Origin of the sequence: Rhizobium sp. BK650 (assembly GCF_014195325.1) — a bacterium.
Lineage (GTDB): Bacteria > Pseudomonadota > Alphaproteobacteria > Rhizobiales > Rhizobiaceae > Rhizobium.
The window spans coordinates 37,042-63,473 of record NZ_JACIBK010000014.1; the positions used below are offsets into that span (position 1 = coordinate 37,042).

At 59.2% G+C, this 26,432-nt stretch carries 19 protein-coding genes and 5 pseudogenes; 16 read left to right on the top strand and 8 right to left on the bottom strand.

Features of this window, described 5'->3' with window-relative positions; genetic code table 11:
- Positions 1–175: 175 nt before the first annotated feature.
- The 3 genes from FHX15_RS26135 to FHX15_RS26145 all read left to right on the top strand — a co-directional run bounded on the left by FHX15_RS26135 (position 176) and on the right by FHX15_RS26145 (position 2,363).
- Positions 176–1,255, top strand: a complete 1,080-nt coding sequence (locus tag FHX15_RS26135; protein ID WP_184401389.1) for a sensor histidine kinase — start codon at positions 176–178, stop codon at positions 1,253–1,255.
- A 470-nt stretch (positions 1,256–1,725) separates the two neighbouring features.
- Positions 1,726–2,121 carry a hypothetical protein gene (locus tag FHX15_RS26140; protein ID WP_184401404.1) on the top strand — a complete coding sequence of 132 codons (396 nt, stop codon included), beginning with the start codon at positions 1,726–1,728 and terminating at the stop codon, positions 2,119–2,121.
- Positions 2,118–2,363, top strand: a complete 246-nt coding sequence (locus tag FHX15_RS26145) for a hypothetical protein (protein WP_184401272.1) — start codon at positions 2,118–2,120, stop codon at positions 2,361–2,363. The genes FHX15_RS26140 and FHX15_RS26145 overlap by 4 nt, the downstream gene beginning before the upstream one ends.
- Positions 2,364–2,376: 13 nt before the next feature.
- On the opposite strand, the pseudogene FHX15_RS26150 reads toward FHX15_RS26145, so the two are convergent.
- Positions 2,377–2,645: pseudogene (locus FHX15_RS26150) on the bottom strand (transposase); the annotation flags it as partial.
- A 424-nt stretch (positions 2,646–3,069) separates the two neighbouring features.
- Between FHX15_RS26150 and FHX15_RS26155 the strand changes: the two are divergent.
- Together FHX15_RS26155 and FHX15_RS26160 are read left to right on the top strand one after the other, a co-directional pair.
- Positions 3,070–3,345, top strand: a complete 276-nt coding sequence (locus FHX15_RS26155; protein WP_184401273.1) for a hypothetical protein — start codon at positions 3,070–3,072, stop codon at positions 3,343–3,345.
- Between the two features lie 17 nt (positions 3,346–3,362).
- Positions 3,363–3,649 (top strand): annotated as a pseudogene (locus FHX15_RS26160) (GTP-binding protein); the annotation flags it as partial.
- 69 nt (positions 3,650–3,718) lie between these two features.
- On the opposite strand, the pseudogene FHX15_RS26165 reads toward FHX15_RS26160, so the two are convergent.
- A pseudogene (locus FHX15_RS26165) lies at positions 3,719–3,936 on the bottom strand (DDE-type integrase/transposase/recombinase); the annotation flags it as partial.
- Between the two features lie 29 nt (positions 3,937–3,965).
- Positions 3,966–4,433: an Lrp/AsnC family transcriptional regulator gene (locus tag FHX15_RS26170; protein ID WP_184401274.1), complete on the bottom strand. Its 468-nt coding sequence runs from the start codon at positions 4,431–4,433 to the stop codon at positions 3,966–3,968.
- A 120-nt stretch (positions 4,434–4,553) separates the two neighbouring features.
- Between FHX15_RS26170 and FHX15_RS26175 the strand changes: the two genes are divergently transcribed.
- From FHX15_RS26175 to FHX15_RS26190, 4 genes and pseudogenes are all read left to right on the top strand, one after another.
- Positions 4,554–4,832, top strand: coding sequence for an aldehyde dehydrogenase family protein (locus FHX15_RS26175; RefSeq protein WP_184401275.1), 279 nt, complete (start codon positions 4,554–4,556; stop codon positions 4,830–4,832).
- Positions 4,820–5,422, top strand: a pseudogene (locus FHX15_RS26180) (ABC transporter ATP-binding protein); the annotation flags it as partial. The gene FHX15_RS26175 and the pseudogene FHX15_RS26180, both read left to right, overlap by 13 nt.
- An 18-nt stretch (positions 5,423–5,440) precedes the next feature.
- Positions 5,441–6,712 carry an amylo-alpha-1,6-glucosidase gene (locus FHX15_RS26185; RefSeq protein ID WP_184401276.1) on the top strand — a complete coding sequence of 424 codons (1,272 nt, stop codon included), beginning with the start codon at positions 5,441–5,443 and terminating at the stop codon, positions 6,710–6,712.
- A 1,138-nt stretch (positions 6,713–7,850) separates the two neighbouring features.
- Entirely contained in the window at positions 7,851–8,141 is a 291-nt protein-coding gene (locus FHX15_RS26190) for a GCG_CRPN prefix-to-repeats domain-containing protein (protein ID WP_184401277.1), read from the top strand.
- A 422-nt stretch (positions 8,142–8,563) separates the two neighbouring features.
- On the opposite strand, the gene FHX15_RS26195 is transcribed toward FHX15_RS26190, so the two are convergent.
- Together FHX15_RS26195 and repC are read right to left on the bottom strand one after the other, a co-directional pair.
- Positions 8,564–8,935, bottom strand: coding sequence for a DUF2934 domain-containing protein (locus tag FHX15_RS26195; RefSeq protein ID WP_312861912.1), 372 nt, complete (start codon positions 8,933–8,935; stop codon positions 8,564–8,566).
- A 395-nt stretch (positions 8,936–9,330) separates the two neighbouring features.
- Positions 9,331–9,541, bottom strand: a pseudogene (gene repC, locus FHX15_RS26200) (replication initiation protein RepC); the annotation flags it as partial.
- A 373-nt stretch (positions 9,542–9,914) separates the two neighbouring features.
- On the opposite strand from repC, the gene FHX15_RS26205 reads away from it, so the two are divergent.
- From FHX15_RS26205 to FHX15_RS26230, 6 genes are all read left to right on the top strand, one after another.
- A complete protein-coding gene (locus tag FHX15_RS26205) occupies positions 9,915–10,199 on the top strand; it encodes a hypothetical protein (protein WP_184401278.1) in 285 nt (94 codons plus the stop codon).
- A gap of 360 nt (positions 10,200–10,559) precedes the next feature.
- A complete protein-coding gene (locus FHX15_RS26210; RefSeq protein ID WP_184401279.1) occupies positions 10,560–13,775 on the top strand; it encodes a maltotransferase domain-containing protein in 3,216 nt (1,071 codons plus the stop codon).
- Between the two features lies 1 nt (position 13,776).
- Positions 13,777–17,070 (top strand): maltose alpha-D-glucosyltransferase, encoded by a 3,294-nt coding sequence (treS, locus tag FHX15_RS26215; RefSeq protein WP_184401280.1) that lies wholly within the window; start codon positions 13,777–13,779, stop codon positions 17,068–17,070.
- A complete protein-coding gene (glgB, locus tag FHX15_RS26220) occupies positions 17,067–19,289 on the top strand; it encodes a 1,4-alpha-glucan branching protein GlgB (protein WP_184401281.1) in 2,223 nt (740 codons plus the stop codon). Before treS ends, glgB begins: the two co-directional genes overlap by 4 nt.
- Before the next feature lie 252 nt (positions 19,290–19,541).
- Positions 19,542–20,273 carry a Crp/Fnr family transcriptional regulator gene (locus tag FHX15_RS26225; RefSeq protein ID WP_184401282.1) on the top strand — a complete coding sequence of 244 codons (732 nt, stop codon included), beginning with the start codon at positions 19,542–19,544 and terminating at the stop codon, positions 20,271–20,273.
- 39 nt (positions 20,274–20,312) lie between these two features.
- Complete coding sequence (locus tag FHX15_RS26230) at positions 20,313–20,543, top strand: DUF6894 family protein (RefSeq protein ID WP_184401283.1); 231 nt, start codon at positions 20,313–20,315, stop codon at positions 20,541–20,543.
- A 114-nt stretch (positions 20,544–20,657) separates the two neighbouring features.
- Here FHX15_RS26230 and FHX15_RS26235 read toward each other — a convergent pair whose 3' ends face one another.
- On the bottom strand, positions 20,658–22,190 hold the full coding sequence (locus tag FHX15_RS26235) for a sensor histidine kinase (RefSeq protein ID WP_184401284.1): 1,533 nt from the start codon (positions 22,188–22,190) through the stop codon (positions 20,658–20,660).
- A 228-nt stretch (positions 22,191–22,418) separates the two neighbouring features.
- Here FHX15_RS26235 and FHX15_RS26240 point away from each other — a divergent pair, with 228 nt between their 5' ends.
- Positions 22,419–24,080, top strand: coding sequence for an alpha-amylase family protein (locus FHX15_RS26240; protein ID WP_184401285.1), 1,662 nt, complete (start codon positions 22,419–22,421; stop codon positions 24,078–24,080).
- 1,067 nt (positions 24,081–25,147) lie between these two features.
- Here the strand turns inward: FHX15_RS26240 and FHX15_RS26245 are convergent.
- On the bottom strand, positions 25,148–25,312 hold the full coding sequence (locus FHX15_RS26245) for a hypothetical protein (protein ID WP_246779091.1): 165 nt from the start codon (positions 25,310–25,312) through the stop codon (positions 25,148–25,150).
- Complete coding sequence (locus tag FHX15_RS26250; protein WP_184401286.1) at positions 25,306–26,121, bottom strand: hypothetical protein; 816 nt, start codon at positions 26,119–26,121, stop codon at positions 25,306–25,308. The genes FHX15_RS26245 and FHX15_RS26250 overlap by 7 nt, the downstream gene beginning before the upstream one ends.
- Positions 26,122–26,432: the final 311 nt, after the last annotated feature.

The window sequence follows — 26,432 nt, forward strand, 5'->3', positions numbered from 1 at the left end:
GTTTGTGCTCTGTAAGATATCAGCTGATAACGCGGTTTGCGTATCTTTGTTTCCGAAAAGGTTGTGTGGCTAAGCGATCCCTCCTCCGAGACTTACCGAAATGTGTCCCGGCGTCCGCTACAAAATTAGAATGAGGGCTTCCAGCCTTGCAGCGCTGCAGGATCAGGCGCACCATATAATTATGAAACTCTTTTCCACCTCCAGTCGCTCCCGAGAGCGCTTTCTCGAGGCCATCCTCCAGAGCGCTATCGAATATGCGATCATCTCTATGGATCTCGATGGCTTGGTAACCAACTGGAATGAGGGGGCGCGACGGATCCTAGGATGGGAGGAGGCCGAGATTATCGGCAAATCCGCAGCGGTAATTTTCACGCAAGAAGACCTGCAGGCAGGGATTGTCCATCGGGAGATGGCCGCTGCTTTAGCGCAAGGCCATGGCAACGACGAGCGCTGGCACGTTCGTAAGGACGGCTCCCGGTTCTGGGCGTCGGGTCAGATGATGGCTTTGACGTCGGATGACGATGAAGTCGAGGGCTTTGTAAAGATTTTGAGAGATCACACCGAGCAGAGAAAAAACGAGGAGCGACAGCATGTGCTGATGCATGAACTCTCCCACCGCATGAAGAATACGCTGACAGTCGTTCAGGCTATCACCAGCCAGTCTTTCCGAAACGCCAACTCGCTTGAGGAGGCGGAACAGGCGATTTCGGCACGGATCAACGCTTATGCGAAAGCCCACGACATTCTGCTGCAGGAGAATTGGTTGGGTACGACAATGGCGACGATTGTCGAGGCCACCGCAGTCAATCTTGGACTTGAGACGTCAGGGCGCATCAGAGCCAGCGGCCCCGTGGTAGAATTGGGTCCACAGGCCGCCCTGTGCTTCTCCCTCGTGCTGCACGAACTTGCCATCAACGCCCACAAGTATGGGGCACTATCCGTAGATACCGGGACGGTCAAAATAGAATGGTCCGTGCGCCACGCGGCCGGCGACGAGCGCCTGAGCTTCATTTGGCAAGAGGTTGGGGGTCCCGCGGTGGAGACTCCCAACAAGAAGGGGTTCGGCACTAGGCTCGTCAGCTCCAGCCTGTCCGCCTTCGGCGAGGTCTCTCTCGACTACGTCCCGACTGGGCTCATCCTCAGGCTGGATGCACCGCTTCAGAAGCTGCGATACAAAAACTTGATTGTTGAGCTGGGCACTTCCTCGCCAGAGCAAAAGCCTTTGCCTGAATCGAAAAGACGGCATCCGATCTAACCGGCGCGCTTGTCAGGCAAGAGGCGTATCTGCGTCGCTTGCGAGGACGCTGTTGGCACCTATGCTTGGCCGGTAACGTCTCTGATATAACGCAGCGTGAAGCCCCTTGGTTCGACGTTCGGATTAAGGGCGGCAGCCATGACGAGGCGGATGAGACCCGCTCGGCGGCTGACACTCATCTTCGCGAAGATCGCAGACAGATGCTTCTTGATGGTGTTCGGAGAAACCCCAGCGCGATCGCCATGGGCCCGCCTCCGGCAGGCACCGCTAGCCGCGGCGTTCAGCAAAAGCTGTCTTGGGCGGACTTTAGGCCATTTCCCGAATTCGGCTCGGATTGGAACGGCCGTGTGTGCGTCAGAACAACGCTCCTCCCACTTTAGCGACGGCCGCCTGACATACGCTGACCCGGCTCAGACCAATGAGGCAGCGCCATAAATTATCTAAGCGACAGAGCACAAACCCATGGCCAAATGCGCAGCAACCGAGAGATCCGCAAGCCGAAGAAAGACAAGACGGCAGCGGGAGCACCCGCGCCATCTGGCTCGCAGATCATCCCTATGGCCGGCAACACGGTAAGTTTCTCCAAAAAATTAAAAATCAAGAGCCCCGCCAATGTCACCGCCAAAGGGCGCGCCACCGCGCTTACTATTGCAGGACCCGATGATGAATTACATGCCCCCGCCAATCGGCAGACAAGCTGTTTTCGGGCGCCTAGCGTCGCAGCCGGCTCAAATGCCGAGAAGCTCATGAAACTGCGAAAGGGGATGACGCTTCGAAAGCGCGAGCTGCGAGACACGGAGCGCATTGTCAGAGAAGCTGCACGCGTTCACGCTTCCCCTTCCGAAATCCGGAGAACAACCAGTTGACCCGGTTTGATTACACATGCGGTGCAGGACTTTATGCCGGCAAAGCGATACGGGGAAGCAGGGGACCTCGCTACCGGCGTTTCGAAACAGCCGCCGAGGCCTTGCGTTTCGCGGTCGAAGACATGGCGGACATACAGCAACGAGGTTCGCTGCCGGAAGTAGATGAAGCGCGTTTCGACTACAACCATATCCGCGCGCTTTACGATGCGCCGGACTATCCGCTGTTGCGCCGGATCAAGTGATCGTGGCGGCGGTGCGTTGCAATAACGCGAACTTCATATCACGTCCTTCGCAAAGTAGGCGGCGGCCTTTTTTAAGATGTCGCGCTCCGCCTTCAGCTTGGCGACTTCTTTCCGAAGCCTCTCGATCTCAAGCTGCTCGGGCTTCATCTGCCCGTGGCCAGGAAAAGCCTGCACAGGGTCGGCACCCTATTGCCTTACCCACTTGCGCAAGACATTCTCGTGAACATCCAGATCGCGGGATGCCGGCGCAACGCTGACCCCACGCTCTCGCACCAACTTCACCGCCTCAAGCTTGTACTCGCGGCTGAACTTCCTTCGTTGCCTTCATGCGCTCCAGTTTCATCGGAAACACCTTATCTCGGTGTCCATGAAACCGGCAGCAGGCCAAAACGCTGCAAACTGCGCTAGGATGTAATGATGATACGGTGGAGGATCAGCCGAATTGACTCGCTTATGTAAGGCGAGTGTGGACTTACTCTGCGGCTTGGTCCGTTTGGTACCTGTTCCGGCATCTGAGCTTCTTGGAGCTCGCCGCTCACCCCGTGGCGGGTTCCTTTTATTTTCCAGCCGATGACGGGCAGCAAGATATTGAATTGAAAGGCTTGCAACAGACAGCGAACGCCCTACCTGCTTGAGAAGCTCATCCGGAGAATGGTTGTCGCCACTTCTCGGTCATCTTTCGGACAGCCTTTTCCAGGAGGGCACCATGTCCAGATCGACCTTAGCGAGTATGAGCGCTGAACGGCGGGAGGCGGTCATGCGTGCGCTCGCATCGATGCTGCAATACTCTGCTGGAGTCGCTAAGCTTCAACAAGATCCGCTTTGGAAAGAGATGGACGTGTTAGCAGCAGAGTTACTTCAAAACGCGGACGCCATTGCTCAGGAAATCTCGGAAACCGCTGAAACGGCCATCGGACAAGCCATTCGGCTCTTGAGCGAATACGAAATATCTCATCCTTCTACGAATTTTAGTTATCACTAGAGACGTTTACATCGTCCTCTCTCGCAGCTACCTTTTCGCCCGATCTTGCCGATTTTTGACCCTCTACGTCATCTCGGTGTGTCAGGGCGAGGAAATTCCCCGCAAGGGCGGCCCGGGCATCACGAAGTCTGATTTCCTGATCATCAGCAAGTCCGAGCTAGCCCTTTATGTCAACGTTGATCTGGAGGTGATGCGGATCGACGCCGCCCGTATGCGAGGGTCAAGGCCGTTCGCATTCACGGATCCCTTGCGCGGAAAAGGCCTCGAATACATCATTGACTTCATCATCGAGAACGGCGGATTGACTTCGATCCAGACGCACCAGCGACTTGGAGATCGCAAAGCACTCGACTGCCGGCCATTGATTAACCGTGCGCATCAGCCGAAGTGCCGCCCTTTGTTTCTGCGGCTTTGCAGCAAGGCATCGAGAATGTAGCCTTCGGTATCTACCGCACGCCAAAGCCAATATTTTTTACCCTTCATCGAGATGACCTTTTCGTCGAGATGCCAGTTATCAGCGAAATTGCCGCGTGATCTGCGCCGAAGTTGAAAAGCAAAGTTCAGGCCAAACTTAGCCACCCACTCGGCGACGGCAGCCGCAAAAGACATCTCACGCAGAATCAATGTTCTATCGGAAAGACGAAGCCCGCTTTAACTCGATCCATCACGACCATGGTTTTGAAGCCTTTGATATCATGGTTCTCATAGAAGAACCGACGCGTGAAGGCTTCATAGTCCTCCATGTCCTTCGCTGTAACAACCAGGATGAAATCGGCGTCGCCCGTCACGTAGTAGCCGATCATCACCTCCTTGGTAGAGCGGATCGCCGCTTTGAACCGGTCAACGATATCTGCCCGTTCGCGCTCCAGAGAGACAAGAACGATCATGATGATGCCGCGCCCTACAGCCTTGGGCGAAACGATCGACACGTCTGCCTCGATTACCCCTTCCTCACGCAACCGCCTCAGCCGTCGCTGACAGGCAGTTGGTGAGAGATTGACGATTTGTGCCAGCTCTTCAGAGGTCAGACGATTATTCTTCTGGACGGCGTCAAGCAGCGCGCGATCAGCTCTGTCGAGGGTGGTCACGCAGAAATCCTGCGCAGGTTTTCAAATAAAGCCCGATTCCTGCAGATTGACACAAATCAATGCAGTTAATCGATCATTGCGCGCGGTTAGTCTCCTTGTAAACCCCACTTGGAGCCCCGTATGGAAGGCATCGCCAGCACTGCGCTGAAGAACCTGCAACGACCCGATTTCATCGAGCACCGTGCCTTTCTTGATGGCACATGGGCTGCGCGCACAAAGACGCTCAACGTCACCGACCCAGCAACCGGCGAGCACCTCATCGGTGTCGCAGCCTGCTCGATCGAAGATGCCGATGCCGCCGTCGAAGCTGCGAAGAACGCCTTTGTCGATTGGCGTGACAGGGTCCCTGTCGAACGTGGCCGGATCCTGCGGGCGTGGGGCAAGTTGAGGTCTTGCTGATGGACGAGCCGCTTTCCAATCTCGACGCTCTGCTGCGTCTGGAAATGCGCACGGAACTTAAGACCGTGCTGCAGTCGTCTGGAACCACAACGATCTACGTCACCCATGACCAGACGGAGGCGATGGGCCTCTCGGACCGCATTGCCGTCATGCACGGCGGCATCGTCGAGCAGGTTGGCACGCCGATCGACGTCTACAATCATCCCGCCACACGCTTCGTTGGCGGTTTTATCGGCAATCCGCCGATGAATTTCATAAGGATGCCGGTCTCAAACGGCCAGGTTTGCGCAGGCAGCGAACGGCTCGCCACCCCCGCTCAATCCGGCGGCGAGATCATTCTCGGCCTGCGTGGCGAGGCGGTCGAGCTCGCGCCACTGCCACAGGGTCTGGAGATGAAAGTGCGGGTCGCCGAGCCGATGGGCTCGCATCTGCTCCTGACCGGCTCGATCCACGAGCAGCCAGTGCGTGTCATCCTCTCGGCTTCGGAAACCGTCAGAAGCGGCGATACGATCGGCCTCAAACTCGATAGCAAACGCATCACCTGGCTTTCGCCCGAAAGCGGCAAGGCCTTTCCGGCCGCAGGGGCCTGAGATACCGGAGCATATGAAATGAACGTGCATATTGCCGAAGCCAAGCGCATCCTCGTTGCCAACGATAGAGGCGGCTACACCGTGCCGACGGAGCGGCTCTATCCCTTCCAGTGGAACTGGGATTCCGCCTTCGTCGCCATGGGATTCGCGCTTTACGATACTGACCGGGCCTATCGCGAACTGGAGCGGCTGGCAGAAGGTCAGTGGGCGGATGGAATGATCCCGCATATCGTCTTCCACCAGAAGAGCGACACCTATTTCCCCGGCCCGAACGTCTGGCGGACCAGCCACACGATCCAGACCTCCGGCATCACCCAGCCCCCGGTATTTGCGATTGCCCTGAAGAAGCTTCACGACGCCGCCGGCGACAAGGCACGCAGCCTGCCGCTCTACGAAGCGGCGCTGAGATGGCATCGCTGGTGGTATGCGGCCCGCGATCCTGAAGGCACCGGTCTCGTCGCTCTACTACATCCCTGGGAAAGCGGCAGCGACAACTCGCCCGCCTGGGATGTCGCGCTCGCCCGCGTGCCGACGACGACCGATACGCCGGTGCTGCGCAAGGATACTGGCCACGTCAACGCCTCGATGCGACCGCGCGACGAGGACTACAGCCGCTTCATCCACCTCGTCGATAACTACGCTGCCTGCGGCTGGAATCCGGAGGCGCAATGGCAGAAGGCGCCCTTCAAGGTCGCCGAAATCCAGACGACGGCAATCCTGCTGAAGGCCGGCCAAGAGCTGGAAGCGCTCGCCCGCGAGCTCGGCCGAACGGAGGACGTGGCCGAGATTGCCGCCTTCAACGAAAAGACCCGTAAGGCGATCCTCGCGCAATGGCGCCCCGCCCTCTCGCGCTTCGTCTCGCGCGATCTCGTTTCCGGTCAGGATATCGAGGCACCGACGCAAGCGGGCTTCATCCCCCTCCTCTCGCTCGACCTCGAAAGGTCCATCACCGATGCGCTCGTCGCCGAAATGAGCGTCTGGTCCAGGGGTCTCAAAGTCGCCTTCCCGACCACTAAGCCGGGCTTTACCGGCTGGGAGCCGAAACGCTACTGGCGCGGCCCCTCCTGGGCGATCATCAACTGGCTGCTGATCGACGGCCTGCAGCGCAACGGCCGCCCCGAATTCGCTGAACAGCTTCGCAAATCGACCATCTCAGCCATCGAAACCGAAGGCTTCGCCGAATACTTTGACCCCACAACAGGCGAAGGCTGCGGCGGCCTGAGCTTTTCCTGGACCGCGGCGGCGTATATGTGGCTGGTGAAACCCAGAAGCAATTGCTCTGGTGAGTAAAGAATGTTCAAAGTGGCGAATGCTGAGATCGCAGCCATCTTTCGATCGGCGGTATTCGTCCACGCATGATAGTTACGCTTCAACGAGTTCAGCCCGCCAAGCTCGGCCGCCGGCTTCTTTGCCGGATTTGTCGCAGGCGCTCGGGCGGCGGTCTTCTTTTTGGCAGTATCTTTGGTGCTGACGGTCTGTTTGCTCGATTTCGTTGTTTTGCTTGTGTCAGTACGGCCGCTTCCAGTCTTGCCCGCAGAGCGTGCGCCACCCTTCCCGCCAGCGCCGCTCTGGCTGCCGCCGCCGTGGTTGCCGCTACTTCCGCTACCGTGGCTGCCCCCCATCACCGCCGCTGCCTCCACCGTTACCACTGCCACCGCTACTACCACCAACGTCACCGCCGCCGCCATTACACCCACCATTGCCACCACCGTTGCCGCCCTTGGCAAACGCCGACGAAGCATCGGTAATGATGAGGTTGAGAGGCGCCACTGCCATCGTGGTGGAGGCTGCCGTCGGCGAGAGCGACGTGATCGGCGCACAACCTGGTCGAGTATCGGATTCCCCGTGCTGATGGTGCGCCGCCTGGGTTGTTGCCAAGCGCGCCGGTCATGGCTCCATAATAGGAACTATCGCCACAACCCGTCGTTACCTGCGCACAAAGTGAGGTGATGTCATGAGAAGAACCATAGGACTATCGGTGGCTGCTTTTGGTCTACTTTCCACTTGCGCCTTTGCGCAGGCCCCAGCCCCATCTGAACCCTCGCCGCTTCCACCCCCCGCCCCGCAATCAAGCAGGGAAAGTCCACCGCCGCCGAACGTTTCGCACAAGAACGAAGAGCGTGCGGACGATAGTTGGCGTTCGCGACCCAGGGAGCGAGGCGCCAGGTTTCACATTGAGAGCGGCCAAACCAGGGTCGACCTGAGGTGTGCCGATGGCGATTCCACAAAGGATTGCGCAGACGCCGTTCTGCAGGTGCTGGAGCATCTGCAGACGTCCCCTTCCGACAGCAACGATCGGCGGGGCGATTACGGACGTGATCGGTGGGAGCGCGATTAGGGCAGAAGCTGTCACTTGGGTGAACGGAGTCTTCAGCCTCAGTTCACCCGAGCACGCGCTAGATCTCCCAACAACATCAGGAGAATCCAGATGCGAAAACTGCTTATCACAATCGCCCTTCTCGTGGCCGGATTAGCCTCAGGAGCGGCAACTGCAGCGCCTGTGGCCAGCGTTGCCGTGCCAAACAAACCGAATGTCCTTACGGTCGATTATGCGTGTGGGCGCGGCTATCATTTGAGCCCACGCGGCTTCTGCCGACCCAATCGGTGGGCGCCGCCGCCGAGCTATTACGGTTGGGATCGCGGTTATGGCTGGGGTCGTCCCTATCGCGAATGGCGCGAATATAGGCGCGACGATCGTTGGGATCGCGACTGGCGGTGATTGCCGCCTGCTCTTGTTTTAAACCCGTGCTTGCCATGGCATTGTGGAAAGCCCGTCCAAGACCGGAATGTCGCACGCCTCAATTTCTTCGGATATCGATATCTTCGGCCAAACCTCGATCTGCTGCAGGGAATTCCAGTGTTCAGGCGGTGCCACGGTGCTTCCCATCGGCAAGAGACGATTCTACGATCTCTCTCGCCGCCGGCTCAACGATCTGTGGGATCCGGCCCGGGACAACTATCGTTGTGAGCATCACTACCTGCGCTGTCGGATGAACTCGACAAGATGCGCCATCCGAGACGACCTCTCCCGCCCGGCGATGTGGACTGGAGATCCTCACTTCAAGAGTGACTTCGCCGAGCGGGATGACCGCGACGCGATCTTGCGTTGGGTCGAACCTGCCTCGATAGCCAATAGCTTACTCAGTGCCTTGTCGCCCCTCGCGCGGTTCTTTGACGCGCAGGAGGCGGGTTTGTGGTTGAAACGCTCTCTGGGGCCGTCTTCGTCTTTGCCCTCGGCTTTTGCGCCACAGCTGTAGCTTCCGCCTTCTTGCCGCGAGGCTTCTTGACGGCATGGTTATCCGTCTGCGCGTTCGCCGCAATCTCCTGGAATGCCTGTAGCCAGTGCTTCATATCCTCGCCATGCGGCCGGCCTTCCCGTTCCCATATCTCGTAGGCCCTTTGTCTGATGCGCTCCTCGTTCGATGCCATCTCTGCCTCCATCGAAACCGTGACCTGCACACTCAAATGGCGCAGGAAATCCGTACGGCAATAGGTGTTCTTCGCAGCTCCCATGGTCTCACACATTCGTCGCTTGCGCCCATTTCGATATCCCTCGACCGTTCCGGTTCCCGCCGAATTTAGCTCCGCTTAACCATGTTCGCAGAACGGGCATAAATGAAATGCTGGTCTGCCTTTTTGCCGCACACCATTTCCGGTGCCAGCCCTCTCGCGAGAGCACATCGCGCCATCGGTTCATATAGGCCGCGGTCATCAGCCGATGATGCCGAACCAGCGCGACTTCTCCCAGCTTCGTCGGACAGGCGCGTCTATCAGAAATGGCCAACATCGATCATTAACGCGTGAGCGTCGCAACCGCACGTCTCCTTAGGCTCCACGTGCTTCAAGCGGCGTGTTTGAACTCCTGGCGTTGACCGATCCAATGCTTCAGCGCCCAGTGTGTCTGATGATCATCCCGTTCTTCTGGCGGTAATGCCATTTGCCCTCACGAGTACCATCAGCATCGGACCTAGCGCAAACTCGCAAGCTCGGCTCGTGGCCCAGCTCACGAAAGCAACCGCCAGCCGAATTGATGTGCCCTGCCCCTTCAAGGATGCAGGCAATGACCGTTGCGGCTATGATCTCGCAGGCATCCTGATAAGCCGACCGATCGACGCCCAGCATCCTCTACGCCTGGCCAGGCTGGCGCTTGCCCAAATGGCTTGCGGAAGGGCTGCCGGAGGCTCCCTCAATATGATCTCTGTCGACCTTTTCGATGAAGATCGTGTCCCGATTGCCGAATTCCGGCTGATTTCGAGGAAATCTCACAAACGCCACCGCCTGCGCCGCCCGTCTGGCGATGAGACTCACCGACACCGCTCGCTGCAGTCGATTTGGACTCCCGGACTACGCGACCGTCGCAGGCACCGGTACCGGGTGGTCTTGTATGGCCAAAAGACCGTGACGTCGGCAGACGGAATCCGTACGCCGCACGGAACCCCTGGGAACTTCGGAGTTTTCGGCGGCGTTAGGCGACCATTAGATGGAGGAAGACATGAACCAACCCAAATCCCCTGCCGTCCAGGCCTACGAACTCGACAAAGCAAGGAAGCAAGAGCAAGAAAAGGAGGGCGAACTCGACAAGGCACTCGAGGATACGTTTCCAGCCTCCGACCCCGTTTCGCACGCGGTTACCTCCGTGGCCGGCGCGCCACCGGCCCCCGAAAAGGCGCACAGCGGAGGCCTCTTGGGTGCGGTGAGAGCCTGGGTCAAGGACAATCCGATCGCAGCCGTCGCCGTCACTGCCGCCGTCGCATGGATCATCGGCTCCAGTCGATAGAAGCAGATCTCTGCCGATCCTGACCCCGCTGGTCCTGGAAGGGACGCTGCCCGGTTTCAAACGTCATCAGAAACCTTGACGCGCATTGCCTCAGCCGAATGGAGCCGATCGTCGGTTTCCGCAACGCCACCTGTCGTCGGACCGGAGCCTGGACTTCAGTATGGAGAGGGGTCGCAGGCGGGACGAGCAGTTGGTCGCGTGCCGCGTGGATCCGATGATGCGTGGCGCTCGGCAACCGATCCATCCCGCTCTCTGCACCATCTGTCACCTTGAGTGGGAACAAGTAAAGCGCCTGCAGGTTCACCTCGGCAATCTTCAAAGACTGTTCATGCGACCGGACGCGCGGAGACAGACCGAGTGATGACAACAGCAATCTCTTCGACCGCTTTCCCTCAATCTCCGCGGATCTACTATGTCAATCCGCTTCTGCTGTCGGGCAGAGACCGCTGGCTTGAGATTTTCGACCACGCGACCTTTCTTGGCTTCGATATCGTGCTGTCGGCCCCGCCGTTTCATAGAACGGCTGACAGCCTCTTCTTCCCACAGGAATACGGCAGCCTCGATCCGGCCCTCGGCCTTTCGGGCGATGCCGAGGAAGCGCTTGCGATGCTGGCCGGTGAGGCTAACGGCCGCGGGATCAAATTGATGCTGGACTTCGCGGTCAGCGCAGGCGCCGAAGGCAGCGATCGCACGCTCACGTCTCTCGACCCGCGGCAATCGCCGCTGATGCCGTTCCGTGACTCGCCCTCGTCGACCTCGCCCGGGCTGATCGAGGCGTGGCAGGGAAGGCTTTCGCGCTTGGCCGCTGCCGGGATTGCTGGCTATCGTCTTGTCGGCCTCGACGTCCTGGAAATCGCCGAGTGGCAGCAACTGATCGGTGCCGCGAGAGCCGTAAACGCGTCAACGAGTTTTCTTGCCTATACGCCCGGCACTGCCTTTGCCCTTCGAAACGGCCTGCGCGATTGCGGGCTCGACGCCACGTTCATCTCGCTTGCATGGTGGGACCTGCGGGAAAGCTGGATGCTTGAAGAGTATCGGCTGCAGCGCCTGCTCGGACCGCAGATCGCCTTTCCCGAACCCCCTTTCGGCAAGCGGCTTGCGCATGGCACGGAGAGCAGAGAGATCCGCGAGCGGCGGTCGCGCCGCGCCCTGCGCCTGGCCGCGGAGATCGGCGACGGTATTCTTGTGCCGATGGGTTTCGAATTCGGAGCAGTGCTGCCGCTTGACCCGACATATGGGCACGGCGAAGGCTTGCGCAGGCTAAGAGCCGAGGGCGCCTTCGATCTGACCGGCGCGCTGCGCGATCTGCTTTCAGCCCGCGGCAAAGCGGCAAAGCAGCTTGTCAATTGCGAGATTGCGAGCCATGTGACCGTCATCTCGCAAGCTGACGCGGCTGACATCAGGAGCGCCCGCTCCGTGGAGCTACTTGCAGTCAACCGAGATCTGCGCCACTCGGCCCTCCTTCCCGAGACCATTCTCAACCGGGCCGCCGCTCCCTTCGTTCCCGTGGATGCAGCCCCATCCGACCTGCGCCTGAAGCCTGGCGAGGCCCGTTTGATTAAGACCCAAGCGCGTGCCGCCATTACGGCCAAGCAGGGTGACCTGCCGCTCGACCAGGCGACGTCCTCGCCGCGCATCGCTATCGAAAAAGTCGCGCCGGCAGTCGATGACGGTCGTTTCCCGGTCAAGCGCATCATCGGCGAAACGGTGGTCGTGGAGGCCGATATCTTCGCCGATGGGCACGATCTTCTGTCGGCAGCGCTTCTCTTCCGTCCGCGCGGACAAGAAGAGTGGCGCCAAGCGCGCATGGGCCTTTTCGAAAACGATCGGTGGAAAGGCAGTTTCGTTCTCGATCGTGTCGGCCGGTTCGAGTTCTGCGTGGAAGCCTGGAAGAACCCATTTGCGATCTTCCGCTACGAGCTCGTCAAGAAACACGAAGCCCGCCTCGACCTCAGTCTGGAAATCATCGAGGGGGAAGAGTTGATACGCGGGGCGGCGGCCGATCCGGCTGCGACGATGGCGGCCGAGGAGCGGATCGAACTTGAGGCGCTTCTTGGCGAACTCGATCGCCGCGAGGGCGCCACAAAGCTTGACATCCTGCTGGCACCGCGCACTGCCGAGCTGATGGCGGGAGCCGACCAGCGCCCCTTTTCCTGCCGCACAGGTGTCTACGGCGTTGAATCGGAGCGACGTGAGGCCGGCTTTTCAAGCTGGTACGAGATCTTCCCGCGATCGCAGAGCGGCGATCCGAACCGGCACGGCACATTCGAGGACGTGATCCCCCGTCTGCCGGCCATTCGCGACATGGGTTTTGACGTGCTCTATTTTCCGCCGATCCACCCGATCGGCCGCACCAACCGCAAGGGCCGCAACAATTCTCTCGTCGCCGCACCCAACGATCCGGGCAGTCCCTATGCCATTGGCTCGGAAGCCGGTGGCCACGAGGCCATTCACCCCGAGCTCGGGGAATTCGATGATTTCGAACATTTGGTCGACGAGGCGAGAAAGGTTGGGCTGGAGATCGCCCTTGATCTCGCGATCCAGGCCTCGCCCGACCATCCGTGGCTTCGCGAACATCCCGGCTGGTTCGACTGGCGTCCGGACGGCACCATTCGTTACGCCGAAAATCCTCCGAAGAAATACGAGGATATCGTCAACGTCGATTTCTACGCCAAGAATGCCATCCCGGCCCTGTGGGTGGAATTGCGCGATATCGTGGAGATGTGGGTCGACGCAGGTGTCAGGCTGTTTCGCGTCGACAATCCGCACACAAAGCCTTTTCCGTTCTGGGAATGGCTGATCGGCGACATTCGCGCGCGCCACCCCGATGTCGTCTTTCTGTCAGAGGCCTTCACCCGCCCGAAGGTCATGTACCGACTGGCCAAGATCGGCTTCTCGCAGTCCTACACCTATTTCACCTGGCGCAACGAAAGGTGGGAGCTCGAACAATATATGAGCGAGCTTACCGCAAGCGAGGTGCGCGAATTCTTCCGGCCGCATTTCTTCGTCAATACCCACGACATAAACCCGGACTTCCTGCAGAACGCGCCGCGGCCGGCTTATGTCATCCGTGCCGCGCTCGCCGCTACGCTGTCTGGCCTTTGGGGCGTCTACAACGGGTTCGAGCTTTGCGAGGGACGCCCCGACGCCAAGCGCAAGGAATATGCCGACAGCGAAAAATACGAGATCCGCGCCTGGGATTACGACCGCCCCGGCAACATCAAGGCGGAAATCGCCATGCTCAACCGCATCCGCAGAGACAATCCTGCGCTCCATTCGCATCTCGGCCTGACGCTTTTGCCCTCTTCGAACAGCAACGTCATGTTTTTCGAGAAGGCAGACGCCGGGCGTCATAACGTCCTGCTGATTGCCGTCACTCTCAACCCGCATGGAATCGAGGAGAGCAGCGTCGAGTTTCCGCTCTGGAAGTTCGGCCTCAGCGATATAGGCGGGCTGGCACTCGAAGACCTCGTCAGCGGCCAGAATTTCAAGCGCACCGGAAAGTGGCAAACGATCAGGCTGGACCCGGCCCATTTGCCCTTCGCCATATGGCGGGTCAGGGCAGGAGAGGCCTGAAATGGATACAGCCTTCGCAGAAGACAGGAAGACGACCACCGACGATACGCTCTGGTACAAGGACGCGATCATCTATCAACTGCACATCAAATCCTTTTACGACGCCAATGGCGACGGCATCGGCGATTTCCAAGGCCTCTACCAGAAGCTCGACTATATCGCAGCGCTCGGTGTCAACGCCATCTGGCTTCTTCCCTTCTTTCCTTCGCCGCGCCGCGACGACGGCTACGACATTGCCGATTACCGCAATGTCAGCGCCGACTATGGTACGCTCGATGACTTTCGCCGGTTCGTCGAAGCCGCCCACGAGCGCCATATCAGGGTGATCATCGAACTCGTCATCAATCACACCTCCGACCAGCATCCCTGGTTTCAGCGCGCCCGCCAAGCGCGCCCTGGTAGTCCCGAGCGTGATTTCTATGTGTGGTCGGACAATGACCACAAATTTCCCGAGACCCGTATCATCTTCCTCGACACGGAAAAATCGAACTGGACATTTGATCCCGTCGCTGGCGCCTACTACTGGCATCGCTTCTACTCCCATCAGCCCGACCTCAATTTCGATAATCCGGCGGTGATGGAGGAGCTCGTCGATATCATGCGCTTTTGGCTCGAAACCGGCATTGACGGTTTCCGGCTGGATGCAATTCCCTATCTGGTCGAGCGGGAGGGCACCAATAATGAGAACCTGCCGGAAACTCATGCGATCCTCAAACAGATCCGCGCAGCCCTCGATGCCACTCATCCGGGCGTCATGCTCTTGGCCGAAGCCAATCAATGGCCGGAAGATACGCGGGAATATTTCGGTGACGGGGACGAATGCCACATGGCGTTCCATTTCCCGCTGATGCCGCGCATGTATATGGCGATCGCCAAGGAGGACCGCTTCCCAATTACCGATATCATGCGACAGACGCCGGATATTCCGCAAACCTGTCAATGGGCGATCTTCCTGAGAAACCATGACGAGCTGACGCTGGAAATGGTGACGGATGCCGAACGCGACTATCTCTGGGAGACCTACGCGTCCGACAAGCGGGCCCGCATCAATCTCGGCATCCGTCGCCGGCTGGCGCCGCTCATGGAGCGTGACCGGCGACGGATAGAATTGATGAACGCGCTCTTGTTGTCGATGTCCGGTACACCCGTCGTCTATTATGGAGACGAGATCGGCATGGGCGACAACATCTATCTCGGCGATAGGGATGGCGTGCGCACGCCGATGCAATGGTCGCCCGACCGCAACGGCGGCTTCTCGCGGGCGGATCCGGCACGCCTCGTCCTGCCGCCTGTTGCCGATCCCCTTTACGGGTTTGAGGCACTGAACGTCGAGGCACAGGTCGCCGACGCCCATTCGCTCTTGAACTGGACGCGGCGTATGCTGGCGCTCAGGCGTCGTCACAGTGCCTTCGGACGTGGGTCGTTGCGGTTCCTGACGCCGAGCAATCGCCGGATCCTCGCCTATCTGCGTGAATATGGAGACGAGGTCATCCTCTGCGTTGCTAATCTCTCGCGCCTTCCCCAGGCCGTCGAACTCGATCTGTCAGCTTTCGAAGGCCGCATCCCGATAGAACTCACCGGCATGTCGCCCTTTCCGCCGATCGGGCAGCTCACCTATCTTTTGACGCTTCCGCCCTACGGGTTCTTCTGGTTCCAGCTGAACAGCGAGGCGGATGGCCCAGCCTGGCGCACGGCGCCGCCCGAGCAACTGGCCGACTTCGTTACTGTTGTCATCCGACGCAGCCTGAGCGAACTTGTCGAACAGCCCCAGCACGCGGCAATGCTCAGCCGCGACATCCTGCCGGCCTACCTGTCCAAGCGGCGCTGGTTCGGCGCCAAAGATCAGGCGCTTCAGGAGGCTCGGCTCGTGTCTGCCACACCTATTCCCTTCGCCGATGGCGTCGTTCTCGGCGAGCTTGAGGCCGTGCTGCCCGATCATGTGGAGAGCTATCAGCTACCGCTTGCGGCCGAATGGGATGATACACCTCCCAACGTGCTCGGCCAGCAACTATCGCTCGCTCGCATCCGTCAAGGTCGGCGGGTCGGCTTCCTGACGGATGGTTTTGCTGTCGAGACGATGGCGCGCGGCGTCCTGCTGGGCCTGCGCGACCGGTCCGTCGTCAGCGGGCGCACGGGGCAGATCGAGTTCATCGGGACCGATAAGCTCGACCGCCTGGCGCTGTCAGACGATATGCCGATCCACTGGCTATCGGCGGAGCAATCCAACAGTTCGCTCATTGTCGGCGACGCGGCGATGATCAAGCTCATCCGACATGTCTTTGTCGGCATTCACCCGGAGGTCGAGATGACCCGCTACCTGACGGAGCACGGCTACGACCATACCGCGCCCTGGTTAGGGGAAGTCGTCCGCACCGATCGCGACGGGCGGCGCTCGACGCTGATCATCGTCCAGGGCGCCATCCGCAACCAGGGCGATGCTTGGAACTGGATGCTTGCCAACCTCAGACGTGTCGCCGACGAGATCGTCATGACGGAAGTCGCCGTGGAGACGGCCGACGAGCAGTTGCGACCGCTTGTCAATTTCGTCGCGATGATCGGGGAGCGGCTGGGCGAACTGCATGTGCTCCTGTCCCGGCCAACGGATGACGAGGCCTTTTCGCCCCGTCGGGCCGATGAGACCGACGTTGAAACCATCCGCAAATCCGTCACCGGCGAAATTGAATACGCCTTCTCCAAGCTCGCCGACATGGGTACGGGGATCGACGAGGGAATGGATGGGCTGGCCGGATCTCTCCTTCAGCGACGGGACGCCATCATCGAGCTTGCAGGAGCACTGGCTGACGGAGCCAAAGGAACGCTGCTTTCACGCGCCCATGGCGATTTCCATCTTGGCCAGGTGCTGGTGACGGAAGGCGACGCCGTCATCATCGATTTCGAGGGAGAACCGGCGCGCAATCTTGCCGAACGCAGGGCAAAGACAAGTCCTCTGCGGGACGTAGCCGGGCTTTTGCGCTCGCTCGACTATCTTTCGGCGACCGCAAAACTCGAAAACGATGCGATCTCCGACCATCATGATGCACGCCGGCGCGAGGTCATTTCCCGGTTTGGCGCCAAAGCTGAACAGGTTTTCTTGCAAGCCTATGTACAGGCGCTTTCAGCCTCTGCGGATCTGCCCAGTTCGGAAGCTGACGTCAGACGCATCCTCGACGTCTTCCTCTTGGAAAAGGCAGCTTACGAAATCGCCTATGAAGCGCGCAATCGCCCCAAGTGGTTACCGATACCGCTGAACGGCCTTACCAATATCTTGACCCGACTCTCGGAGAGCCGCTCATGACGACAGACCTCGGCGACATCTTCTTCGGTGTGGGGCCGGATGCCATTCAGGCCCTCACCGAGGGACGCCATGGCGATCCATTTTCCATCCTCGGCCCCCATCAATGCGGCGATGGTCGCCTGAGTGTCCGGATATTTTTACCTGGGGCTTCCGGAGTCGATTTAATCGCCCGCGACAGTGACAGGTTTCTCGCAGCTGCGGATCTCGCCCATCCTCCGGGCCTGTTCGGCGCCGTGCTGCCGGAACCGGCCTCCTACCGCTTGCGGGTACACTGGCCTGACGCGATCCAGGTAACCGACGATCCCTACAGGTTCGGCCCACTGCTCGGCGACCTCGACTTGCACCTCATTTCCGAAGGCACGCATTACCATCTGACGCGTGCGCTCGGGGCCAATCCGATGACGGTCGACGACGTTGCCGGCGTGCGCTTTGGGGTCTGGGCGCCAAATGCACGGCGCGTGTCGGTCGTCGGCGATTTCAACAGTTGGGATGGCCGGCGCCATCCGATGCGGCTTCGGCCTCAGGCGGGTGTCTGGGAAATCTTCATTCCGCAGGTGAGTATTGGCGAGCGCTACAAGTTCGAGATTCTCGATCAGTACGGCAATCTGCTGGCCCAGAAGGCCGATCCGGTCGCCAGGGCGGCGGAGCCGGCGCCATCGACGGCCTCGGTTGTGGCCTCCGCCGATCCATTCGCCTGGACCGATGCAGCCTGGCTGGCCGCCCGCCGCAGCACCGACAAAAAGGTAGAGGCGGTCAGCATATACGAGGTGCACGCCGGTTCGTGGCTGCGCGAGATGAGCGATGGGGCGCGCATGCTCGACTGGGTCGAGCTATCGCAACGCCTTATACCCTATGTTCGTGACATGGGCTTCACGCATATCGAATTGCTCCCGGTCATGGAGCATCCGTTCGGCGGCTCATGGGGCTACCAGCCGCTCGGCCTGTTTGCCCCAACCGGCCGCTATGGGACGCCTGAGGATTTCGCCTATTTTGTCGACCGCTGCCATGGCGCCGGGATCGGCGTCATCCTCGACTGGGTGCCGGCACATTTCCCGACGGATGTCTGGGGGCTGGCACGTTTCGACGGAACGGCGCTCTATGAGCACGAAGACCCGCGAGAGGGTTTTCACCAGGATTGGAATACACTGATTTACAACCTCGGTCGCAACGAGGTCAAAGGCTTTCTGATCGCTAGCGCCCTTGAGTGGCTCGAGCATTATCATATCGACGGATTGCGCGTCGATGCCGTCGCATCCATGCTTTACCGTGACTACAGCCGGGCGGCTGGCGAATGGATCCCGAACCGCTACGGCGGCCGCGAAAACCTCGAGGCCATTGAGTTCTTCAAGCATCTCAATAGCATCGTCCATGAACGTTTTCCCCATGCGCTGATGATCGCCGAGGAATCGACCGCCTTTCCGAACATTACCAGGTCACTGCAGGACGGGGGGCTCGGGTTCGATTTTAAATGGAATATGGGATGGATGCACGACACGCTCCATTATATGTCGGACGATCCGGTCTATCGCAAATATCACCACGGCTCGATGACCTTCGGCATGCTCTATGCTTACAGCGAGCACTTCATTCTTCCGTTCTCGCATGACGAGGTCGTGCACGGAAAGGGATCCATTCTTGCCAAAATGCCAGGAGACGCCTGGCATAAGATGGCCAATATGCGAGCCCTGTTTGGCTTCATGTGGGGCCATCCCGGCAAGAAGCTGATCTTCATGGGCTCTGAGGTCGGCCAGACGAAGGAATGGAACCATGACGGTTCGGTGGAATGGGATCTTCTTGATGATCTGGGTCATTCGGCTCTGCAGCGACTGGTGCGCGACCTCAACCGCATCTACCGCTATTTCGCCTGTTTGCAGCATGGCGACAGCCAGCCCTCGGGGTTTGAATGGGCGATCGCCGACGATGCGGAGAATTCCGTGCTCGCCATGCTGCGCTATGATGGCGAGCGGCGTTCGGTCGCCCTCGTCATTTCCAACTTCACGCCGGTTGCGCGTCACGGTTACCGGGTGGGCGTCCCCTTGCCGGGTCATTGGCGGCAGATCCTCAACACCGATGCATCCATCTACGGGGGCACCGGGGCGAGCGGTGGAGATCGCAGCAGCGAGAATATCGTTGCCCATGGCCGCAGCCAATCGCTTCTACTCGACCTTCCGCCGCTGTCGACGATGATTTTCTTAAGTGAGGATAGTTTGTCCGCATGAGGCCCAAGCTATCGGGGCACGATCGTTTTTCGGCGCTGACATTCGACAATCCCCGTGGCATCGCCCGATGGCCCACGGCAGGCGGCTTAACGCACAGAAGCTGGCGTGGCCGGCCTCTACCTCGACCTTGCTGCCGCAAGGGCGGCGAATGCTGTTGCTGGGGAACCAGAAGCTCACACGAAAGTTCACTCGATACTGTCGTGGCGCAAGCTGCCGATTGCAGCTCGCCCGATGGGCATTCGGGAGACAGAGATGGCGCCAAGCCAAGCACAAATATCAAACCGCGTGCTCAGCGCGCTCGAGCCACCTGATTTTGCGCTGCTTGCACCGTATCTCGCACGGGTCGATCTTCCCTCGCAGTTCCAGATCGCCAAACCGCGTGAAAAGCTCGACTATGTCTATTTTCCCGAAAGCGGGATCGGAGCGGTCATGGCGGTCTCTTCCACAGGCCAGACCGCGGAGGCCGGCATGTTCGGGAGGGAAGGCTTCGTGCCGACCGCCACCATCATCGGCGACGATGTCGTTCCCTATGTTGTCGAAATGAACATCGCCGGTTCGGGATATCGGGTGCCGATCGAGGCGATGCGGCAGGCGACGATGAAGAGTTCTACTTTCCAGGTCCCGCTCGTCAAATACATGCATGTCTTTGCCACGCAGGTCGCCTACACCGCGCTTGCCAACAGTCGCTATCTCCTCGAACAGCGGCTCGCCCGTTGGGTCCTAATGTGCCACGATCGCCTTGATAGCGACGAGATGGCCATTACCCATGATTATATCGCATTGATGCTCGGCGCCCGGCGCGCCGGTGTGACGACGGCCCTGCATGTCCTGGAAGGGCATCGTTTGATCCGCTCCCTGCGCGGCTCCGTCGTCATTCTCAATCGCGCCGGTCTCGAGGCGTTTGCCGCCGGATCCTATGGGGTCCCCGAACAGGAATTCGAACGGCTTATCGGCAGCCGCGCAAGCAGTCACAAACCGGCATAAGCGGTGCCAGGCCCCCAGCAGACAATGATACGGTGAAGCATGCGGTATTTTTTCCACATACGTGACGGCGAGGATCTGATCCTGGATCAGGAGGGAAGCTACTGCGCGAACCTTGCGGTCGCCATAGAGGAGGCCAAGGCCGATGCGCGCGAACTCATGGCAGAGCGGTTGAGGTCCGGCAAGGAACTCGACGGGCAGTCCTTCGAGATTGTCGATGATACTGGAAGACTGGCAGCCGTCGTCCGGTTCAAGGACGCCTTGCCATCGTGATCGTGATCACCCGTGGCACATCCGCCGGCGGAAGGAGGGCGGATGAGATTTCACATCAACCGTCAGCCAGACGTCGCGACTGCCGCCCAACGGGCGCTTCCGGGCGGACCTACTCTAGCGCGTCACTGCCAACTGCGCCCTGAACAGGGTGCCATTAATGCGCTCAATCGTGAAGGTTCCGCTCATTTCGGAGACCAAGGCCTTGATCAGCCGGCTGCCCATGCCAGCCTTTGCCGCCGCCGGATCGTATCCGATGCCGTCATCGGCAAGTTCGAACACCACGAGATCGTTTGGCTGTCGCAAAAGCCGGACGCGGATCAGCCCCTGAGGCCGATCAGTGAAGGCATATTTCATGCTATTTGTCAGCAATTCGTTGAGCAGAAGTGCAAAAGGCGTCGCCTTTTCCGCATCGATCTCGATATCATCGAGTTCGAAAGCCAGGTCGATAGGCCGATCGTTGAGCCCAACCAGCTTGCGCGCCAGGCTCGGAACGAGCTGGCGGGCATTGACGCTTTTGAACTGATCGAAGCCGTACATCTGTTCGTGAACGGCGGACATGGCCTGAAGCCGGTCATTCAACTTCTGTACCGTTTCCGGCCGGAGGCCTTGCAGGCGCACGAGTGCCATGACTGTCTGTAGGTTGTTCTTCACGCGGTGGTGAATTTCACGCATCAGGATCTGATTGGTGCGCAGCGCTTCTGCCAATTGGGCCATGTGACGGGCATCGGCCCGTGCCAGGCTAAGGATCTTCCATCCAGCGGCTAGACTTGCGCCAAGGGCAAGCACGGTGATGAGCGCCACGATCGCAACATCCGTCCAGAAGGGTTTCAGGATTAGCGAAGTCTCGGCGGAGGCGATCGCCACGAATGGCGTCCGCTCGACAATGCGATAGGCCACCAGACGCCGAACATGGTCAACAGGCGAGACTGAACTATAGGTTCCGGACGTCGCCTTGCGCATATAATCCGTAAACAGCACGTAGTTGCCGAGATCGACCATTTCTTTCGGTTCGGGATGGCGCGCGATCAGTTTGCCATCTCGCCGAAAAAAGCTGACAGTGGAACCGGGTCCAAGCGGTGACGCGTCCCAGATTGAACGCAACATTCCGGTATCGAAGGCTAGAACGGCAACCCCGAGGAACTTGTGGTCGCGTTCGATACGGGCAGCCGACAGGAAGACGCGTTTTCCGGTATTGGCCATCTCGGTCATCGCCGAGGTGTAGTCTTCTGCCCCGTTGGCCAGCCGCTGAAAGTAGGTCCGATCGACAATATCGGCCGGCGTGCCCTCCCGGTCGGTCGAATAGATAAGCGACCCGTCGGAGGCCAGGACATAGGCTGTCGCTGCACTTGGCAGCTCTGCCGTTGCCAGGTTCAGCCGCCTCAGGCGATCACCATTGTCCGGGCCAATTGCCGCCCCGAAGGCATCATCCATTCGATAAAGGGTTTGACGCGCAAGTGAATTGATCCAGACAGCATTGGCTGCGACGATCTTGGCGGTTGCGGTAACCTGATCCTCACCGCTTTTGACCGCCGCCGAATAGCTCGAATGCAGCCAGACTGCCAAGACGAAACACAGGGCGGCAAATAGGCAGGCTAGTGCGGAGATGGCGGCCCTGCCGACAATCGTGAAGCCGTTGGTGGGGCCCATCCAATCCTCATGATCTGACGAAGCGGTACTTTCGGATGGTGAGCTATTGGATGTCAAGAATTCGTACGCTTGGAATCAATGGGCGGCGTCCAAGCCCGATGCAACTGTTCGTAACGACACGCGAAGCGTTCCACGCCTCTTCCCCCCTGCTGCGACCAACCAGGGGCTGAGTGGCTGCGGAACAATCAACGGCATACGCCATTGCGTTCTCCAATAAGGAAGGATGCGATGATCAACGATCTCTGGTACAAGAATGCCGTCGTCTATTGTCTGTCAGTCGAAACCTTCATGGATGCCAACGGTGACGGGATCGGCGATTTCCAGGGCCTTGCACGCCGTCTCGACTATCTTGCGGGTCTCGGAATTACCGCGATCTGGCTGATGCCGTTCCAGACGTCGCCCGGCAAGGACGATGGCTACGACGTCTCTGATTATTATAACGTCGATCCGCGCTACGGGACGCTCGGCGACTTTGTCGAGTTCACGCATGGCGCAAAGCAGCGCGGCATCAGGGTCTTGATCGACCTCGTCGTCAACCACACGTCAGATGAGCACCCCTGGTTTCAGGCGGCGCGCAAGGACGAGAGCTCGCCCTATCGTGACTGGTATATCTGGTCGAAGGAAAAGCCTGAAAATGCCAATCAGGGAATGGTCTTTCCCGGTGTTCAGAAGACAACCTGGTCCCGCGACAAGGTCGCCGGGCAATATTATTTCCACCGCTTCTACGACTTTCAGCCCGACCTCAATACTGCCAACCCGCAGGTGCAAGCAGAGATCCTGAAAATTATGGGCTTCTGGATTCAGCTCGGCGTCTCCGGATTCCGGATGGACGCCGTTCCATTCGTCATTGCAAAGAAGGGAGCCGACATAGACAAAGCGGTAGAACAATACGACATGCTGCGGACCTTTCGTGAATTCCTGCAATGGCGCCAGGGCGACGCGATCATCCTTGCCGAAGCCAACGTCCTACCGAAAACGGATGTGAATTATTTCGGCGCGGACGGCGACAGAATGCACATGATGTTCAATTTCCAGGTCAACCAGACACTCTTCTACGCCCTTGCCAGCAGCGATTGCGCGCCGCTTGCCAAAGCGCTCGAGGCGACCCGGACGCGACCGCAGACCGCCCAGTGGGGCCATTTCCTCAGGAACCATGACGAACTCGATCTTGGTCGATTGACCGAGGCGCAACGCAACCGGGTTTTTGCAGCCTTCGGCCCCGACAAGAATATGCAGCTTTATGGCCGCGGCATCAGGCGCCGCTTTTCGCCGATGCTCGATGGCAACCGTGACCGCATGCGCATGGCTTATTCACTAATGTTCTCGCTGCCGGGCACGCCCGTGCTGCGCTACGGCGATGAGATCGGCATGGGAGAAGATCTTTCACTGCCGGAACGCAAGTGTGCTCGCACACCAATGCAATGGTCGACCGAGCCGCAAGCTGGTTTTACCAAGAGCGAAGCGCCGGTCGTTCCGGTGATATCCAGCGGTGCCTACGGGTTTCAGCATATCAATGTTGCCGATCAGCGCCGAAGCCCCGATTCGATGCTGAATTGGATGGAGCGTCTGATCAGGATGCGCAAGGAGGTGCCCGAGATCGGCTGGGGGGATTACCGCGTTATCGATGTTGAGGAAGAAGGTGTCCTCGCCATCCGATATGACTGGCGCAACAATGCCGTTATGATCGTCCATAATCTCAACGAAAAGCCCATTGAAGTGCGGGTCGATCCGGGTCGAGGGCAAGGGAGCGAATTGCTTGTCGACATTGCCGACGGCTCCGACAGCCGGGCAGACGAGGCCGGTGTCCACCACCTTTATCTCGAAGGCTATGCTTACAAGTGGTTCCGCGTCGGTGGCCTGGACTACCTGCTCCGCCGTACGCAGATCTGAGGCGAGGATCTCATGCCTCTGCCGTCTGCCGGCATACAGGCGAAGGACGCCGGATCTTCCGCCGGTCTTTTTCCTCTCCACCGTGACCGGGCAACGCGTAGCAGGCTGGGCGCTTTGACACTTAGATTTCGGGGCAGCCCCCGATATTGGCAAAGCGTATGCGATCCGGCCTGCCGCTGCGTGTAAATCCTTCGACGGTGATGCTGCGGCGCGTCTCCCTGATGATGTGCGGTCGGCGAAGACCGGCAGCGCGAGCATTGTCTAAGGCATCACGGAGATCGCAGCCGCGCCGCGGGCCGTAATCATAGTTCGGATCTGGGTACCGGTTGCGATCGTGATGTTGCATTTCGACCCCGCCAGGCCCCGCAACTCGACTTGGGCATGACCTACTGATGGCATGGCGGTTGGGCCGATGGCCAAGGTCAACAGGAATGCTTTGAGCGCGGTGTTCATACTCTACCTCCACTGACACTGAGATTCGAACCTCCAGGTCCTCGTTTGGTTCTCGACGAGATCGGTCCGGACCGTTTGTTCGATTGGGTTGCCAACGCGCTTAAACAGTGGTCGTCAGCGGAGGCGGAGACGTGCCTAGGCAACGTTGCTCGATTGCGAGCAGTCAGTCGGGGGCGGTAACAGCGTTCCGCCAGGAACGCTGAACTGGTGACGCGCAGCCGGGCGGCCTCGTCTTTTCCGTCCCGAGCCCCCCGTTCTTTCGGTATCGCTTTTTTCTGCGTACTCCAGAATGGAAGAACTCCTGGCGTCAGCGCCCCTGCAAGCCCCGATCGGCCTTCGGCCTAATGCGCAACGTTGTTGAACCAGGGCGGTTCCCGCCGCGTGTAGCAATCGCCAGCCCGACGAGGTCGTCGCATAAGCCGTGTTCCCCGGGCAGTCAGGGCCGCCTGCGGCTGGACATAGTCTCTCACTGCCGCACGCCGCCTTTGAGGTTCCCATGGGACGACGCGCGTGATCGCCAGGTTTAGCGCATCCGGAGGACACTGGCCGAGCATCTGAAGCACGTTAACCGGCTCCTGAAGAGAAGGGCCCCTCACCAGGCAACGGAAGAGCCATCAGCCGGGCGTATTCGGCCTCTGGAATGCCGTAGACCCCGCCGGCAATTTCGACCAAACCTCTCTGTCTCGGATTTCGAGCTGGCTTCTCGTCGAGTTGATCAGTCGTTTTCCTTCCAGAATATGCAGCGTGTTTGTCACCGAGGCGCGGCGAACTCCTAGCATAACTGCGAGATAGTCGTGCGTGAGAACGAATGGATTGGCGTTGGATCGATCCTGGAGAATCGCATCGCAAGGGCCTGAAGGCTTCTTGAAACCTCCAATATCGGAAGAAAGTTTTCGGCGGTCATGGCTAAAGCGGTGCCTTGGATCTGATTGACCAGATCATAAGGCGTTTGCTCATCATCGACAGCGAAACCAAATCCCGTCATTCCTTCTCTACCGACCAATCCTGCTTCGATGCGTTTGCCGTCCGAATCGACCGCAATCATCGACGCTACGCACTCAAGCGGGAAGTAAACCATGCTGATCTTGTGCCCGGGCTGCTCCAGGATCTCGCCTTGCGGAAGCTCGACCCTATGCAAATGGGGCAGCGCCAGATCTAATTCGTAGCGCGGAAGTCGCCTGAGTATGGAGTTCAGTGAGACCTCTTGCCTCCTGATTTCCTCGCCCGTTGCGAGATTGTCCAGCGCTCTAGCGATGTCTTCGGAGGTCAAAGGCTTGCTGAGAACGGTCTTGTTTTCAAATCGGGCGGGTAGGACGCCGGGATCATAACCTGTCACAAAGACAAAAGGGATGTCCCGGTGTGCGAGTTCATCGGCGACGGGATAAACCATATCCCCGCTCAGGTCTATGTCCAGAACGCCAGCCGTTACAGGCCCGCCGGAATGGAGTTGCTTAATTGCGTCGCTGACGCCACGAAACGGTCCAGCGACGTCCGCACCCAGGCCCTTCAAACCCGTTGCGTAGACTCTCGCTTGACAGTAATCATCCTCTACCAGGAGGATCCGCTGCCCAATCATTTGGCTGGTCACATGTGCCTCCCTTTGGCTACCCACATGCGTTCCAGGCAGACTGTGAACCCTCCGACATGATCGCGTTATTCGGCATATTCTGAGGCGCGATCATCCCATCTTTTCATTCGGGCTGGAGGCGGGAACAAAGGCCAACTTCTTTTGTAATCGGGATCGTGCAGCGGGTGTCTCTCTCCCTTTCTCACCTGCCTCCAATCTGTACGCTCCCACCGCAACTCCTCAAAACTGCCAAGAGTGCAACTTCCGCCCTCTTTTTTCCAAGTTGGGCCGCGCTCCGGATCGATGCGTCGAGATCGCTTGGCGATGTCAGC